This window comes from Brevibacillus sp. HB2.2 (genome assembly GCF_013284275.1).
Taxonomy (GTDB): domain Bacteria; phylum Bacillota; class Bacilli; order Brevibacillales; family Brevibacillaceae; genus Brevibacillus; species Brevibacillus brevis_D.
The window spans coordinates 17393-32393 of record NZ_JABSUV010000010.1 but is presented as its reverse complement, the minus strand read 5'-3'; the positions used below and the strand labels follow the sequence as shown (position 1 = coordinate 32393).

Here is a 15001-nt window from a genome sequence, read left to right as displayed (position 1 = left end):
TAAGAGGGGAGAGCCTGTTCAACCGGCTTACGACAACAGATGGGAGATGGAACAACGTGAAACCATATAAAGGCTATTTGCTTGATTTGGATGGGACGATTTATCGGGGAAAAGAAGCGATTCCGGGCGCAGCAGCATTCATCACCCACTTGAAAACTCATCAAATTCCGTATTTGTTCCTGACAAATAATTCTTCAGCCTCTGCACAGTACGTCGCAGAACGGCTGGTAGCAATGGGCATAGAAGCACAGGCTCGGGACGTGTATACCACGAGCATGGCGACGACTAAATATTTACAAGAGCATGCACCAGCGGGAACACGCGTTTACGTGATTGGAGAGGTGGGCTTGCATGATCAGCTGACGGATGCAGGCTATGTAATCACCGAAGAAGATCCGGCTTATGTCATCGTCGGGATTGATCGTGCTTTTACGTATGAAAAGCTGGCGATCGCCGCACGCGCTATCCGTGCAGGAGCAACTTTTCTCGCTACAAATGCAGATGCTGCCCTGCCGACAGATGCTGGTCTGTTCCCTGGCAATGGTTCACTGGTGGCAGCCGTCTCCGTTGCCTCCGCGACTAAACCAATCGTGATTGGCAAACCAGAGTCCATTATCGTCCAGTACGCACTGGATCAGCTTGGTACTGCTGTGGCTGACACGCTGATCGTCGGGGACAATCTATATACGGACATTGAGGCAGGTGCCAACAGCGGCTTGGACAGCTTGCTTGTTTTGACAGGCTATTCCACGCGCGAAGAAGCAGACCAGCATCATGCTGCTCCTACCCATATTGCGGAAGATTTGCCGGAATGGCAGCGGCGAATCTCACTATGATTCAGCGCATTCTTCCTGCTGCTTCTGGCGGTGGGCAATGCGGCTGGAGGCGGCTGCTGCGACCGCACCAACAAGATCGTCCAAAAAAGTATGGACACCATTACGCTTGTCGTTGAGATCGGCGAGTTTGCCGTGCTTCAGCTTGTCTACATAACCGAAGTTGGTGAATCCGATGCTTCCGTACAGGTTGACGATGGCGAGGGCGAGTACCTCATCTATGCCATATAGCGGCTCGTCTGTTTCAATAATCGCCTGGAGCGGGGGAAGCAGCTGCTTTTGTTCAGCGAGGATATCGAGCTGAATCCCGGTCAGCAACGCGTTTTGGACCTCGCGTTTTTTCAAGACGGACGACACACTGTCGAGACACATGTCCAAGGTGATGTCCGGGATATATTTTGACTGTAGGAACATGACAATTTCAGCAATGTCGTTCATGCTGACTCCTCGTTTTTCCAACAGCTCAAGAACGAAATCTAGACAACTCTCACTATTTAGTGGATGCTCACTCATGCTTGTCCCGCCTCCTTTTCGGCATGAATGCATCTAGTATCTGCATACAGATAGGCACCTATCCCGATCTACCGACATACAATGCCAGAAGAGCAGTATGCAAGGAGGGTGAACAACTGTATGGAAGAAAAAGAGCTTCTTCAGGAGAAGTATGGTTTTGAACTCCAGGGATATCGTACGACGGGGGCAAGCAAGGTACTGGAAACCGATCGAGGCCTTTACTACATGTTCGAGGCGCCAGCCGGATATAAATACAAAAGCAAATTTATTGAGAAAGTCAAACAGCATTTGAGTCAACAGCAAAACATTCGCTTGTTAAAGCTGGTGAACACAACAAGCGGGCAGGCTCACATCGTTGATGATGAGCAGCTTTACTATTTATACAGAGGTGTGCGAGAGGCGGTTCCTGAAAATCCCTATTATGCCGGTGGGCAGTCGCTCGCAAAGTTCCATCTGGCCACGAGTGATTTTTCATCTGACAAGATGTTTATCCCCTACAGTTCACTTGGCAACTGGCCGAGCACGTGGCACAAAAAGCTGCGGAATTTTAATGAGTACCGGGATGCAATGGATGAGGAAAATGTAGAGCTCGCGCCAATGGATGAATATTTGTTGACCTGCTTCACGTACATTACTCAGCTCGGGGAATTGTCCGTTCAATATTTGTTGGATGCTGGTTACGATAAAGTCGTAAAGGAAACTGCTAGTCTCGGGAAAGTAGCCTACCAAAATTTTGATCAAGGGTATATGCTATGGAAAGAGAAGGATGTACGTCTAATGGCAGGCGAATGGAACTGGGTTCTTGATATGCGTACGCGAGATGTGGGGCAGTGGATCAAAGCCGAGACAAAGCGAAATGGCTGGAATGAAGAGGCTGTGTCCAGCTTTCTCGACGGCTACAACAGCGTCTCTGCTCTGCTGCCAGCCGAATATGCCGTGATTTATGCGCTCATGCTCTACCCAGGCAGGTTTTTGAAGCTCGTGGAGACTTATATGGAGTTGCCGGTAGAGGAGCGCCAGGAAGTCAACATTCAAGCATGGCAAACGCAGTTGGAAGACGAGCTAACCAAAATGGAAGACGGACTTCGAAAGTACCCGTTATTCATTGCTGAGCGTTATGACGTATCCATTCCACAAATTGATTGGTTGTGGAGGAAAAAAGATGATCAAGCAACAAGTTTTCGTTACGAGGAAACTCAATCCTGAAGTGATCGCGATGCTTGAAAAAGTAGCCGAAGTCGAGCAATGGACAAAAAATGCGCCGATCCCGCGTGAATTATTGCTGGAAAAGATTAAACATGTAGATGCCGTCTTGACCATGCTGACAGAACGAGTGGACGAAGAATTTTTGGCGAGTACAAAACGACTCCGTATCGTGGCGAACATGGCGGTCGGTTACGACAATATCGATTTGGAAGCGTGCAGACGACACGAGGTCATCGTAACCAACACGCCAGATGTCCTGACAGAGTCTACTGCCGATTTGGCTTTCGCTTTATTGATGGCGACAGGCCGCCGATTGACGGAAGCCAACCGATTTTTATTGCAGGGGGAATGGACATCGTGGAGTCCGACCCTCATGGCTGGGCAAAATGTATATGGTTCGACTCTAGGGATTATCGGAATGGGGCGAATTGGGGAAGCTGTGGCGAGACGCGCCAAAGGATTTGGCATGCGAATCCTGTATCACAACCGGAAGCGCAAACCGCAGGCTGAGCAAGAGACAGGAGCACAGTATGCTGATTTGGCGGAGCTTCTGCAAGAGTCAGATTACGTCGTTCTGCTTACACCGTTGACAGAGGACACACGCATGTTAATGGGGGAAAAACAGTTTTCGCTCATGAAAGAAACCGCTGTTTTCATCAATGTTTCTCGTGGTGGGACAGTCGATGAGTCCGCACTGTATCAGGCGTTGGTAGATAAAAAAATTTGGGCAGCCGGACTGGACGTTTTTGCGGTCGAGCCAGTCCCGATGGATAACCCGCTCTTGCAACTGCCGAATGTAGTCGCATTGCCACATATCGGTAGTGCAACTGTACAAACAAGGGCGGAGATGGCGAGGTTGGCTGCTGCTAATATCGTAGAGGTGCTCAGTGGAAGGGGACCACTGACTGCCGTATGAACACGTTCTTTGTTTTGATTACAGGACTCTTCGTGCTGCTATTGATTGCAGCAGTAGCCGTTTCGTTTCACGTAACCTGGCGCTTGACGCATCCTGTAAGAAAACCGATTCACATGGAACCCCGAGAGTTTGGAATCGAACAGGTGGAGCCCGTTGTCTTTTCGAGCAGGGAAACAAAGATTTCGTTGGCTGGTTGGTACGTGTCGGCAGAAAAAAATGGGCAGGCTTCGAATGGAAGTACGCTGATCTTTGCTCACGGGTATAGTCAAAACAGATTAGAGCCACATCTGCCAGCGTTGTCTCTGGCTGCAAGACTGGTTCAGGCTGGGTTTGATGTATTGATGTTCGATTTTCGCAATGCAGGGGAGTCTAGCAAAGCACTGACTACGATTGGTCTTCGAGAACAGCAAGACCTCCTTGGGGCCATCGATTTTGCAGCAGCGAAGAAGCCCGAGCACAGACTTGGTCTCGTCGGATTTTCCATGGGGGCGGCAACCTCTTTGATGGTTGGCGGAGTGGATGAACGCGTCACAGCGATTGTAGCAGATTCACCGTTCTATTCCTTACGTGAGTACTTGGCTGAGAACTTGCCGCAGTGGACGGGCCTGCCCCGATTTCCATTCAACTGGCTCATCCTTACCTTGTGTCCTGTTTTACTAGGAGCCAACCCGCGAGACGTCAATCCGTATCAGGCAGTCCAGCAAGCGAATAAGCCGATTCTTTTTATACACGGGACAGGCGATACGACGATCCCACTGGTTAACAGCGAACGACTTTTTGAGCTGACCCAAGACGAAGATTCCGAGATTTGGATCGTACCGCGAGCGGGTCACGTCCGCAGCTATGCGTTAGTTCCTGAGGAGTACAGGAAGCGCATGATTGCCTTTTTGGAAAAAGGAATGAATAAGGGGAAATGAAAAAAGCAGCTACGCATTTGCTGTAGCTGCTTTCATGTCGATGTGACTGGATTAGAATACTTGTTGAACTTCTTTGATGCCTGGGATTTCTTCCACCAGTGCACGCTCGATTCCTGCTTTCAGGGTGATGGTAGAGGAAGGGCAGCTACCGCAAGCACCCATCAGGCGCAGCTTCACGATGCCATCTTCTACATCAACGAGTTGTACGTCTCCGCCGTCACGTTGCAGGTAAGGACGCAGTTTATCGAGAACTTCTTGTACTTGATCCATGATATCCATGTTACATTCACTCCTTTCCAACCTCTCCTTTATTATAATCATACCATGGTGAGAAATCCATGGCTTACATGCCCTGTTGACACTTTAAAGTTCAGCTGGCATACCGAAGTTTAGTAGCATGGACTTTTTGTAATCTTTGCATGTTATAATGAAAAAGAAAGAAGCAAGTACTTCAATATAAGGAGTCAGATCTTCGTGAACGTATTTCGCAATGTGAAGGAACTGATTGGTAATACGCCGATCGTCGAAATTACTCAATTTGAGCTTCCAGAGGGTGTCCGCTTGTTCGCCAAGCTGGAGTATTTTAACCCAGGAGGCAGCGTAAAAGACAGACTCGGCATAGAGTTGATTCGTGCCGCTGAGGAAAACGGCCAATTGGCCCCAGGTGGTACCATTATTGAACCGACAGCAGGTAATACAGGAATTGGTGTAGCGCTGGCCGCTGTAGGAACAGGTTATAAAGTCATCTTCTGCGTACCAGCGAAGTTTTCCGAGGAAAAGCAAGAGCTGATGCGTGCCCTTGGAGCAGAAGTCGTCAATACACCGACAGAGCTAGGGATTAAGGGTGCAATCGCAAAGGCAAAAGAACTCGCAGAATCCATTCCAGGTGCTTTTGTTCCACAGCAATTTGCTAACCCGGCGAATCCAGACGCACACTACAAAACAACAGGTCCAGAAATTTGGAGTCAAATGGACGGACAAGTAAACGTATTTGTGGCAGGTGCTGGTTCTGGCGGTACTTTTATGGGTGCAGCTCGCTACTTGAAGGAACAAAATCCAAACGTAAAAACGGTTATTGTCGAGCCAGAAGGTTCCATCTTGAATGGGGGAGAATCCGGCCCGCATAAAACAGAAGGGATCGGCATGGAGTTTTTGCCTCCATTCATGGATACGAGCTACTTCAATGCTATTCACACGATTCTCGATGTGGAAGCATTCGATCTGGTCAAGCAGCTGGCTGCCAAGGAAGGCTTGCTCGTAGGTAGTTCTTCAGGTGCAGCTATGGCAGCGGCACTGCGCGAAGCGAGAGAAGCAGCTCCAGGGACAAATATCGTCACACTGTTTGCCGACGGCAGCGAACGTTATCTAAGCAAGAAAATTTACCAGGGGGGAATTTAAGATGCGCATCAAAACTCGTCTGATCCACGGCGGAATCGATGGAGATCCACATACAGGAGCCGTATCCGTTCCAATTTACCAGGTAAGTACGTATAAACAGGAAGCCATTGGCGTTCACAAGGGCTTCGAATATTCCCGTACCGGGAACCCGACCCGCCACGCATTGGAAACATACATCGCAGAAATCGAAGGCGGCGCACGTGGCTTTGCATTTGGTTCTGGTATGGCGGCACTCTCTACCATCCTCTCCATGTTCAACAAAGGCGATCATCTCGTAGTAGGGGACGATGTATACGGTGGTACTTACCGCGTCGTTACACGTGTATTCTCCCGTATGGGTCTGGAAGCAACCTATGTAGATACGAGTGATCTGGCAGCAGTAGAGGCGGCAATTCGCCCGGAAACCAAAGCAATCATTATGGAAACACCGACAAACCCGCTGCTGAAAGTAAGCGACATCAGCGCGTTGGCAGGAATCGCGAAAGCAAAAGGCGTGCTGCTCGTAGTAGACAACACGTTCATGACGCCATACTGGCAAAATCCGCTGGATCTCGGTGCTGACATCGTGTTCCATAGCGCAACGAAATATTTGGGCGGACACAGCGACGTAGTAGCTGGTCTGGTTGTAGCAAAAGATGCGCAAGTGGGCGAAGACCTCCATTTTGTGCAAAATGCAATTGGCGGTGTGCTTGGACCACAAGATTCTTGGCTCTTGCTGCGCGGTATGAAGACGCTGGGAATTCGGATGGAAGAGCATGAGCACAATGCTCGTACGCTCGCAAAATGGCTGTCTGAGCGCAGCGACATCAAACGCGTCATTTATCCTGGTCTGTCCAGCCATTCCGGTCATGAGCTGATTCAAAAGCAAGCGCGTGGCTTCGGTGGCATGATTTCCTTCGACGTAGGTAGTGCAGAGCGTGCTGACGAAGTGTTGGCAAAGGTAAAATACTACACGCTGGCAGAATCGCTGGGTGCAGTGGAGAGCTTGATCAGCGTACCTGCACGCATGACACATGCTTCTATCCCGGCAGAACGCCGTGCTGAGCTGGGTATTACGGATGGCTTGGTGCGCATCTCTGTTGGTATTGAAGATGTTCAGGACTTGATCGAGGACCTCGACCAAGCATTGTCCTAAGCTAGCTGACCCGGGGGAGGGCGGATATAGTGACTGTCGATATCAAGGTTTTTGGGACAGAGCAATTGTGCGCAAGCTGCGTCAATTTGCCATCTGCAAAGGAAACAGCCGAATGGCTGGAGGCGGCACTCTCTCGCAAGTATGGGAGTGACAGCATCCGCATCGTTTATAGCGACTTTCAACAGCCGCAGACAGACGATGACAAAAGCTGGGCGAATCGCATTATCGAGGAAGATTTATGGTATCCGCTTGTCGTAATTTCCGGGGAAATTGTCGGTGAGGGAAATCCGAAATTAAAGGATATCTACGAAAAGCTGGAAAGCATGGGCGTGCAGCCGATTGCTTCGACAGCAGAAGCCGAATAAACGCATAGAGGGAACGACAATCATTTTTTAAAGCGACCAGATGCATGAGCCTGGTCGCTTTTTTCAATCTGTGCGAAACCAAACAGCTCATTTTTACGTCTAACTAACCATATTGATAGCGAAGGGTGTTTTTGGTATGGGTGGAAAAACAATACTGAGTGGTGTGCTAATTTGTACGCTGTGTTTTACGGGGATACTGGCTCCTATTACCACTCAAAATATCGCTGAAGCAGAATCTGATTACATGATTACATACGAGCTTCCGCCGAATCCAGAAAAGTACTTGTTTTCGAAAAGACAGGAAGTATCGATTGCGAATCCACAACCGATACCTTTTGGACTACGTCCTTATTCTTCTAATGACTATATAAATGACATGCACGTTAAAAGCGATGAATTTCAAACCTCTAAAAAAGGCTTTCTATGGAATGTCTATCACTTTATCGGAGTACTCCCTCCAGCATATCCCACAGACGTAAATATGGAAGACCTGGACCGACAGATCGACAATGGAAAGGACTTTTCGGATGAGAGGGTAAAAGTGCGCGAAGCCCGTGCGCAAATCGAAATGAACGCTCGTATGCAGCCACTCGTTCAGGCTGGGTACGTCATGTCAAACGAGATTGACGATGGAATAGCGACAAAGGAATTCGTCGCTACGGTACTTTATCGCATGTTTGGGAAGATCCGACCCTATCATGGTGGAATTGACCTGAAGGATTCGGAGAATGTTGCCGTTCGCTGGGCTGTTGAGGTAGGGGTGCCTGGTTTTGTAGTAAACAAAGAAAAGTATATTGATCCGCAGACACTACTTACTATGAACCTTGATCCGCATACACTGCTTAGTATGAACCCTGGTCCGGAACCATACGTGGATTCTAGTACGTATGATGACTTGTTTTATTTTATTACGCTTATTATGCCGGGGAAAAAGACGGACTCGGGATGGGAGTATTATCAAGTGGAGCTGAATGAAAGCATGCTGTCCGACTACGCGGCACAGTTCATCCTGTTGAATGGAGATCCGTATTTGAGTTATCGAAATTACGCACTTCATGGAACAGCCGAATACAAAAATGCAGCGAGAAGCATCCGTGAATGGATGATCCCGCGATTCCCTCAGATACTCGATCAAGCACGCAAGGATGCGATGAAGCCCCGCGTATGGGACTGGAGCCGTGATCTCATCCACCATCCGAAGTTTGCCAAGCATGTAGCTGCCTATCGCAAGAATAAAAGCAGCAAAAACGTAGATGCCGTCTATCATGCGGTCAGAGAGCATTACAATCTGAACATCCGTCAAGACTCGGCTACTATTATCAAAAGTGTACTGGATAACGTCAAGTAACGTGCTGTTTACTTTTTGTATATCATTCGTAAACATTCTGTAACGAAATAGAGCAGGCTTCGTCCTATAGTAGTAAATGTAGCCAATAACTTACCATCTAGTGGAGGCCATAACGATGAATAAAAAATGGATGAAGCCTGTTACATATTTTCTGCTTGCAGGAGTTGTAGGCGTAGCTGGATTTTCTGCAATGAATACACAAGTAGCTCACGCAGATTCGGAAAAAGGAAAGCTGTTCTCTGCCGCAGCTGAATTGAAGCTCGCGAAAAACACCTATGTGATCGATCAAAAAACAGCTGACGTGAATGGAGATAAGAAGGATGACGTCGTATACCTGATTGGCGAAAAAGAAAAAGCGGATGACATCTATTCCTCCAATATGAACATCGTAGTGAAAGACGGAAAATCCGGCGCGTATAGCCAAACGGATATCAAAGAGTTGGGCGGCTATGAAGGCGAGCTGACTCTCGTTGACTTCACCGGTGACCATGTTGCGGATGCCTTCGTGAAAACAGCGACTGGCGGAAGCGGCGGTGTTTACAGCCACGTAATAGCTACCTTTGAAAACAACAAGCCAGCCGTGATTTTTGGTGAAAAGGAAAACGAAGGAATCCGTTACGAGGGGAAATTCGTAGATGGCTTTAAAGTAGAGGGCAAAGGCTCCCACCTGGATAAGCCGCTGACGCTTGATGTGAGTGCCAACCAAGATGTATACGTAGCTGCCAAGCTGTATGACAAGGCAGGAAAAGTGCAGCCAACAGAAGATGCTGTTTCTGTATTCTCGTATCCATTCGGTTCTTTGACGCCAGTCGATATGGATGCGAACGGTACATTTGAGCTCGTAGGGGAGCAACGACTTGTAGGTATGAACAACACAGATACTGTTTCCCGCATCAACTCCGTTTGGGGCTACCAAGGGGAAGGCAAATGGAATCCATGGGAAGTAGAGTACTCTACTTTCTTGAAAAAGCACCCAGGTGAAGCGATCAACACCATGATTGAAAAGTAATAATAGTAGAGCTTGATCCGCAGCCTTCTTTTCATGACAGTAATGAAAAAGGAGGCTGTTTTTCGTTGCCAGCGAATGGTTCTAGCAACCGACTTTTTCTCATATGGATTTTTGGTACAGGGGTAACCAAAGGAGGAAGAGCGGATGGACCAACCGATTGCTCGCTACTATGAGTTAAAGGAAATTCAAAAGCAGCTAGAGGAAGAATTGAACGAGCTGCGGAGTAAACTAATTGAAGCTTACAGCGAAGCCGGCAGCGCAGAGGAAGGCGAATACAAGCTGCAGATCTCTTATCAGGAGCGGCGAGAATACAACGATGATCGCCTTTACAACGCCTTGCCAGATCCTTCGCTTTGGCGCCTCATGTCCAAGGCCGATACTGGGAAAATTTCGAGTTTGCTCAAGCTGAATGTCATTCAAGAGAAGATACTGGCAGACACCTTTGAACCGAAAAAAGTACCTGTTTTACGTGTCCATAAGCGATAAGCCAGCAAAATGAGGGAACCGTCAGGATTAGTCTTGACGGTTTTTTACGTTCAAACAATTATCTTGTATAATGGGATGATATTGCCAATTTTTGAGAGGAGGATCGTGCAGATGAAAGTCTTATTTTGCAGTCAGCCATTTCAAGAAAACAAAGTCGATGAAACCTACGAATATGAGTATACGTGCGCAAAACAACTCGGCTTGGATATTCATCTGATCAGCTTGGAACAACTGATATACCAGGACAACCCGTTAGCGGCTGTGAAACAAATCCAACCCTCTCCTGAAAAAGTATTGGCTATCTACAGGGGATGGATGCTAAAACCGTTCCTGTACCAAAAATTATACGACGCCCTTCTAGCCAAAAATATAGAGTTAATCAATACACCCGAAAAGTACGTGCATTGCCATTACCTGCCTGAATCTTATGAGGTCATCAAAGATTTCACCCCGCTGTCGGTCTGGCTGCACAAAGAAGAGATAGACGCGTCATTTGAAAACGTGTATCGGATATTAAATAGATTTGGACAGGCTCCGATCATGATCAAAGATTATGTGAAATCTCGAAAACACGATTGGAATGAGGCGTGCTATATTCCCGATGCTTCCGATAAAGAAAAAGTACAGCAAGTGACCAGCAGATTTTTGGAGCTGCAACAGGATGAGCTGAATGAGGGAGTCGTCTTTCGAGAATTTGTAAAGCTTCAGTTTTTGACCCATCACTCACAGAGCAACATGCCATTGTCCCAGGAATATCGCGTTTTCTTTTTGGATGGCGAACCCATGTACATGGCAAATTACTGGGAGGAAGGACAATATGACGAAACACTGCCAGACCTCGAGCCATTTTTAGAGGTAGCGAAAAAAATCAAGAGTCGCTTTTTTACTATGGATATCGCCAAGCTGGAAAATGACTTATGGACCATTCTCGAGCTAGGGGATGCACAGGTGTCGGCTCTGCCTGAACAGGCTGATAGATGTGAATTTTTCACGAGGTTAAAAAGAAATTTTCTATAGAAAGAGGGATTTTCCATGAAAATAGGCCTGGCTCAGACGAGGTTCCCCCAATCAGCGGCGGAGGGGCTTGCAATCATTAAGCAGCAGATGATAAATGCTGCGCAAAACAATTGCGATCTGATTTGCTTTCCTGAATCGATGATTCCGGGGCTGCGCGGTGTTGGCTATGAAGTGGAAGCATACGATCATGAGGTACAACGGAGAGCTTTGGAAGAGATTCGTGCTCTGGCGAAGGAACGCCAGCTCGCCGTCATTTTACCGATGGAATGGAAGGATGAGCGCGGCTATCGTCTAGTCGCCTTTGTGGTGGGGAAACAGGGAGAAGATCTTGGGTTGCAAATAAAAAATCAGATCGACCCAGATGAGGATCAGTTTGACTATATTCCGGGCGAAGGGCGGCAAATGTTTACGATAGAGGATGTGGCGTTTGGCATTGTCATTTGCCATGAAGGATGGCGATATCCAGAGACGGTACGGTGGGCGGCACGCCGTGGAGCGAGCATTGTTTTCCATCCGATGTTTACAGGGGAGGTCAGCAATCCCGATTTTTACAACGGGGCGATGGTTTGCCGCAGCTTGGAAAACAATATCTACTTCGCCAGCGTGAACTACGCGATTCCGAATCAACAGGTGACGACGGCTTTGATCTCACCGACCGGGGAACGGCTGTGTGTGGCGGCTTCAGGGGTCGAGGAGTTGCTTGTGTTAGAGATTGATCCTGCCAAAGCAACGCGATTATTGGCCCAGCGATTCCAGCCCGGGTTGCTTGAATAGGAAAAGGTCTTCTAACCAACCATAAAAAGCTGACGTCCAACCATCCTGACGTCAGCTTTTTTGCCAGTCTACATCTCCTTGTCCACATATCGCCCATACTTGGGGACAGCTACCCGATCAAACTCCGCAACCAATTGGACCAATCCATCGGCCAATTCCTCGCCATACATAGGTTGACCGTGACCAGTGATTGCATACGCAGGGGCGAGATTGGCAAGCTTTTCGACGGATTGTCGAGCTGCCTGCCAATCCGTTGTCAAATAAACAGGAGGACCGGTCAGTTGCTTTTGCTGAGTCACAACTTGATACAGTGAGTCCTGTTTTACCGTAACAAAAGCGTCCCCTGCGAGGAGAGTTCTGTCTTCATCACGAAAGAAGGAAATGTGCCCGGGGGAATGTCCAGGTGTATGTATCCAGCGCCATCCAGGCATTCCGGGAACACTCCCGTCTTCGGGCAAAGGATGAACATGACTGCCCAAATCGATTGGTTCATTTGGAAACAACGGGGATATCTTCGCAAGCAGTCCACCCTCAACCGTTCCATCTGGCTCCGGATAGTATGTTTGGCCTGTCAAATAAGGGATTTCAAGCGAATGGGCATAGACGGGCACCCTCCACGCTTTTACGAGCTCGATGACTGCCCCGACATGATCGAAATGACCGTGAGTGAGCAGGATGGCTCTCGGCTTGGCATCCTCACCAAAGCGCTCCTGGGCAATCCCGATGATTTGTTCCGCCGATTGTGGCATACCCGCATCTACCAGAACCCATGATTTTGCATCTCCGACCAGCGCGATGTTCACAATTTGAATGGTGTAGCATTCTACATCTGGTCTGACTGTCTCTTCGACTCCACTTCGAAAGGAAGTCATCGGCATGTAATTGTCGGCCAGCGTATCTTTCATATCCTCATATGTGTTGGGTTCCACTAAAAAACCTCCAAGCTGGTTATTCCGGTCTACGATATTATGTGGGTTTCGCTCGGAGATTATTATTGGTGAGTTTTTTGAATTATTTGACGATGGGTCCCATAAGCCCTTCCGCCCAATCCAATATAAACGCTGCCTGACCGGGATTAAGTGTTTGCGGGAGGTTGTCCCGTGTAAAGAACGTATGCTCAGAGCTCTCAGGGCCCTCTTGTTTGAGTTCCCCATGAAACGAGGTTACTCGAAAGATGATTTGAACACTGAACACCTTGTCGCCGTTCGGGTATTCTCTGCAACCCGAAGGGCCGGAGTATATTCCAAACAGCTCTGGCGCCTCAATGATCAGATTGGTTTCTTCTTCTACTTCACGAAATAGTGTCTCTATAAAGGTTTCCCCGATTTCCATCAGACCTCCAGGTAGACACCAGTTGTTCTGGTCTTTGCGCCTTTGCAGCAAAATACGTCCAAGCTCGTCCTCGATGATCGCTCCACAGCCTACAGTTATCAGCCGTTCTTGCCCGATCAGACGGCGCATTGTTTGAATATAATCATTCATCTGGAAAAATCACCCTCCTAATCCTTTGATTATACAAAAAGAAAACCTGTTAGACCATCCGGTCAACAGGCTTGTTTGCTATCCCATATGCTTTTTGTACATCCATAGCTGACCGCTCTTGATGACACGAGCCATCTGACCAACCAGAGACATTTTCCCCATGCTGGCAAAGCCTTCCTTTTTGCCGAGGGAACCGAGGAAGCCTTTGTGCTTGAGAGCAGGCAATGAAGCTGGATACTCCTCACCTTTGATGTCTTTTTTCAACATCAAGGCAATTTGTTCGCCTTGGATCTCAGCTGTTTGCGCGCTCGGCGCGATGATGGTGCTTGCACAGTCACCTACTACATACACGTTCGTATGGGATGGGATTTGATGGTACTGATTGAGTTTGGCGCGTCCGATGTTGTCTGTTTCGATCGGCAGAGAGCGCACGATTTTGTTCGCTTGAATACCTGCTGTCCATACGATAACATCACTTTCAACAGGCTGATTGTGGTTGTACACGATCCCTTGCTCGATGCCAGTGACATTCGCCATGGAAACAAGCTGTACATCGTGCTCAATGAACCATTGAGATGCATATTCCTGAAGCTTTTTCGGGAATGGGCTCAAAATGCTTTGACCGCGGTCGATGATGCGCACATTCAGGTCGGGACGGCTCTCGCGCAGCTCAGCAGCCATTTCCACTCCGGAAAGACCACCGCCCACAACGCTAACCGTACCGTATGGGTTCACATTATTGATTGCCATGTATGTGTTGCGAGTAGCTCCCATGGTTTGAATCGAACACGTAAATTGATCAGCACCAGGGATATCATGGTAACGATCCTCACAACCCAATCCGATTACAAGCCAATCGTAGGAGAGGGTGTCCCCGTCAGCAAAATTGACGACCTGCTCGTCCATTTCCACGCCAGCAATTTCACCGTATTTGACGGTCAGACGCGGATCGTTTGGAAAAGTAACACGCAGGTGAGATTCCGGTGTAGTACCTGCCGCCAGAGCGTAATACTCCGTTTTCAAGCCGTGAAACGGCATACGGTCTACGAGGGTTATAAACACGTCATCTGGTAAATCAGGGGACAGGACTCGCTCAATAATACGAAGACCCCCGTATCCTCCTCCAAGGATCACAAGTCGTTTCATAGAAGGTCTAGTCCTTTCTTCTGTCCGTTTTTTACAGCACCCACTCTATTTTTAGTCTCTTTCACTAAAAATGCAAGCAGAATCTTTTTCCCGTTTTCTCCGCTGGATTTTTATCAAAGTCGCGGTACAATAAAGTACGTGATGATGTCGAAATAATCGGTAGGTGACAATAGATGAAACCACTAGTAGAATTTTGCGCGAGCAATGTTTCCTCTTATACGCAATCCGTCGTGGATGCATTGGAAAATGATCCTGATCTGGATGTGGACGTACTCGAGTACGGCTGTCTCGGGTATTGCGGTGAATGCTACATGGAGCCATTCGCGCTCGTAAATGGCAGCTTGGTACAAGCTCCAACAGCCGATGAATTACTGGTGAAAATCAAGAATAAATTACGGGAGGAAGAAGAGCTGCTGGATGCAGATTTTCCTCTGTAGATTGTTCTCTTAGGATGTT

The 15001-nt window shown here is 48.1% G+C and carries 18 protein-coding genes; 13 read left to right on the top strand and 5 right to left on the bottom strand.

Annotated elements, in window-relative coordinates; genetic code table 11:
• Positions 1–56: 56 nt before the first annotated feature.
• Positions 57–836, top strand: a complete 780-nt coding sequence (locus HP401_RS09260) for a TIGR01457 family HAD-type hydrolase (RefSeq protein ID WP_173604820.1) — start codon at positions 57–59, stop codon at positions 834–836.
• Here HP401_RS09260 and HP401_RS09255 read toward each other — a convergent pair.
• Positions 831–1346 carry a phosphatidylglycerophosphatase A family protein gene (locus HP401_RS09255; RefSeq protein WP_064201376.1) on the bottom strand — a complete coding sequence of 172 codons (516 nt, stop codon included), beginning with the start codon at positions 1344–1346 and terminating at the stop codon, positions 831–833. The two genes, HP401_RS09260 and HP401_RS09255, sit on opposite strands and share 6 nt — an antisense overlap.
• 120 nt (positions 1347–1466) lie before the next feature.
• Between HP401_RS09255 and HP401_RS09250 the strand changes: the two genes are divergently transcribed.
• Genes HP401_RS09250 through HP401_RS09240 form a run of 3 tightly spaced genes read left to right on the top strand, consistent with a single transcriptional unit; the run spans position 1467 to position 4385 of the window.
• Positions 1467–2552 (top strand): protein kinase family protein, encoded by a 1086-nt coding sequence (locus HP401_RS09250; RefSeq protein WP_142497085.1) that lies wholly within the window; start codon positions 1467–1469, stop codon positions 2550–2552.
• Positions 2509–3468 (top strand): 2-hydroxyacid dehydrogenase, encoded by a 960-nt coding sequence (locus tag HP401_RS09245; protein ID WP_173604819.1) that lies wholly within the window; start codon positions 2509–2511, stop codon positions 3466–3468. The genes HP401_RS09250 and HP401_RS09245 overlap by 44 nt, the downstream gene beginning before the upstream one ends.
• Positions 3465–4385, top strand: coding sequence for an alpha/beta hydrolase (locus HP401_RS09240; RefSeq protein WP_173604818.1), 921 nt, complete (start codon positions 3465–3467; stop codon positions 4383–4385). The genes HP401_RS09245 and HP401_RS09240 overlap by 4 nt, the downstream gene beginning before the upstream one ends.
• 51 nt (positions 4386–4436) lie before the next feature.
• On the opposite strand, the gene HP401_RS09235 is transcribed toward HP401_RS09240, so the two are convergent.
• Positions 4437–4664 carry a NifU family protein gene (locus HP401_RS09235; RefSeq protein WP_007715787.1) on the bottom strand — a complete coding sequence of 76 codons (228 nt, stop codon included), beginning with the start codon at positions 4662–4664 and terminating at the stop codon, positions 4437–4439.
• 195 nt (positions 4665–4859) lie between these two features.
• On the opposite strand from HP401_RS09235, the gene HP401_RS09230 reads away from it, so the two are divergent.
• The 8 genes from HP401_RS09230 (at position 4860) to HP401_RS09195 (ending at position 11917) form a co-directional block, all read left to right on the top strand.
• Positions 4860–5783, top strand: a complete 924-nt coding sequence (locus tag HP401_RS09230) for a PLP-dependent cysteine synthase family protein (protein WP_015893023.1) — start codon at positions 4860–4862, stop codon at positions 5781–5783.
• Position 5784: 1 nt separating this feature from the next.
• Positions 5785–6918: a bifunctional cystathionine gamma-lyase/homocysteine desulfhydrase gene (locus HP401_RS09225; protein ID WP_015893022.1), complete on the top strand. Its 1134-nt coding sequence runs from the start codon at positions 5785–5787 to the stop codon at positions 6916–6918.
• A gap of 29 nt (positions 6919–6947) precedes the next feature.
• Positions 6948–7283 carry a YuzD family protein gene (locus HP401_RS09220; protein WP_015893021.1) on the top strand — a complete coding sequence of 112 codons (336 nt, stop codon included), beginning with the start codon at positions 6948–6950 and terminating at the stop codon, positions 7281–7283.
• A gap of 136 nt (positions 7284–7419) precedes the next feature.
• Positions 7420–8631 carry a hypothetical protein gene (locus HP401_RS09215; protein WP_173604817.1) on the top strand — a complete coding sequence of 404 codons (1212 nt, stop codon included), beginning with the start codon at positions 7420–7422 and terminating at the stop codon, positions 8629–8631.
• 115 nt (positions 8632–8746) lie between these two features.
• Positions 8747–9640: a hypothetical protein gene (locus HP401_RS09210; RefSeq protein ID WP_173604816.1), complete on the top strand. Its 894-nt coding sequence runs from the start codon at positions 8747–8749 to the stop codon at positions 9638–9640.
• Positions 9641–9784: 144 nt separating this feature from the next.
• A complete protein-coding gene (locus tag HP401_RS09205; RefSeq protein ID WP_173604815.1) occupies positions 9785–10126 on the top strand; it encodes a hypothetical protein in 342 nt (113 codons plus the stop codon).
• Between the two features lie 111 nt (positions 10127–10237).
• Positions 10238–11143 (top strand): ATP-grasp domain-containing protein, encoded by a 906-nt coding sequence (locus tag HP401_RS09200; RefSeq protein WP_173604814.1) that lies wholly within the window; start codon positions 10238–10240, stop codon positions 11141–11143.
• A gap of 15 nt (positions 11144–11158) precedes the next feature.
• Positions 11159–11917, top strand: coding sequence for a carbon-nitrogen hydrolase family protein (locus HP401_RS09195; RefSeq protein WP_173604813.1), 759 nt, complete (start codon positions 11159–11161; stop codon positions 11915–11917).
• 68 nt (positions 11918–11985) lie between these two features.
• Here the strand turns inward: HP401_RS09195 and HP401_RS09190 are convergent, their stop codons facing one another.
• The 3 genes from HP401_RS09190 to HP401_RS09180 all read right to left on the bottom strand — a co-directional run bounded on the left by HP401_RS09190 (position 11986) and on the right by HP401_RS09180 (position 14545).
• Positions 11986–12846, bottom strand: coding sequence for an MBL fold metallo-hydrolase (locus HP401_RS09190; protein ID WP_173604812.1), 861 nt, complete (start codon positions 12844–12846; stop codon positions 11986–11988).
• Positions 12847–12928: 82 nt separating this feature from the next.
• Positions 12929–13399, bottom strand: a complete 471-nt coding sequence (locus tag HP401_RS09185; RefSeq protein WP_015893013.1) for an NUDIX hydrolase — start codon at positions 13397–13399, stop codon at positions 12929–12931.
• Between the two features lie 78 nt (positions 13400–13477).
• The gene (locus HP401_RS09180) at positions 13478–14545 is read right to left on the bottom strand and encodes an NAD(P)/FAD-dependent oxidoreductase (RefSeq protein ID WP_015893012.1); all 1068 of its coding nucleotides are present in this window, start codon (positions 14543–14545) and stop codon (positions 13478–13480) included.
• Positions 14546–14718: 173 nt separating this feature from the next.
• Between HP401_RS09180 and HP401_RS09175 the strand changes: the two genes are divergently transcribed.
• A complete protein-coding gene (locus HP401_RS09175) occupies positions 14719–14982 on the top strand; it encodes a DUF1450 domain-containing protein (protein ID WP_015893011.1) in 264 nt (87 codons plus the stop codon).
• Positions 14983–15001 lie beyond the last annotated feature (19 nt).

What these genes read in the sequence shown, in the direction of transcription:
- HP401_RS09255 (WP_064201376.1), bottom strand. Translation starts at nt 1,346, where the DNA reads ATGAGTGAGCATCCACTAAATAGTGAGAGTTGTCTAGATTTCGTTCTT.
- HP401_RS09250 (WP_142497085.1), top strand. Translation starts at nt 1,467, where the DNA reads ATGGAAGAAAAAGAGCTTCTTCAGGAGAAGTATGGTTTTGAACTCCAG.
- HP401_RS09245 (WP_173604819.1), top strand. Translation starts at nt 2,509, where the DNA reads ATGATCAAGCAACAAGTTTTCGTTACGAGGAAACTCAATCCTGAAGTG.
- HP401_RS09240 (WP_173604818.1), top strand. Translation starts at nt 3,465, where the DNA reads ATGAACACGTTCTTTGTTTTGATTACAGGACTCTTCGTGCTGCTATTG.
- HP401_RS09235 (WP_007715787.1), bottom strand. Translation starts at nt 4,664, where the DNA reads ATGGATATCATGGATCAAGTACAAGAAGTTCTCGATAAACTGCGTCCT.
- HP401_RS09225 (WP_015893022.1), top strand. Translation starts at nt 5,785, where the DNA reads ATGCGCATCAAAACTCGTCTGATCCACGGCGGAATCGATGGAGATCCA.
- HP401_RS09215 (WP_173604817.1), top strand. Translation starts at nt 7,420, where the DNA reads ATGGGTGGAAAAACAATACTGAGTGGTGTGCTAATTTGTACGCTGTGT.
- HP401_RS09210 (WP_173604816.1), top strand. Translation starts at nt 8,747, where the DNA reads ATGAATAAAAAATGGATGAAGCCTGTTACATATTTTCTGCTTGCAGGA.
- HP401_RS09205 (WP_173604815.1), top strand. Translation starts at nt 9,785, where the DNA reads ATGGACCAACCGATTGCTCGCTACTATGAGTTAAAGGAAATTCAAAAG.
- HP401_RS09200 (WP_173604814.1), top strand. Translation starts at nt 10,238, where the DNA reads ATGAAAGTCTTATTTTGCAGTCAGCCATTTCAAGAAAACAAAGTCGAT.
- HP401_RS09195 (WP_173604813.1), top strand. Translation starts at nt 11,159, where the DNA reads ATGAAAATAGGCCTGGCTCAGACGAGGTTCCCCCAATCAGCGGCGGAG.
- HP401_RS09185 (WP_015893013.1), bottom strand. Translation starts at nt 13,399, where the DNA reads ATGAATGATTATATTCAAACAATGCGCCGTCTGATCGGGCAAGAACGG.
- HP401_RS09180 (WP_015893012.1), bottom strand. Translation starts at nt 14,545, where the DNA reads ATGAAACGACTTGTGATCCTTGGAGGAGGATACGGGGGTCTTCGTATT.
- HP401_RS09175 (WP_015893011.1), top strand. Translation starts at nt 14,719, where the DNA reads ATGAAACCACTAGTAGAATTTTGCGCGAGCAATGTTTCCTCTTATACG.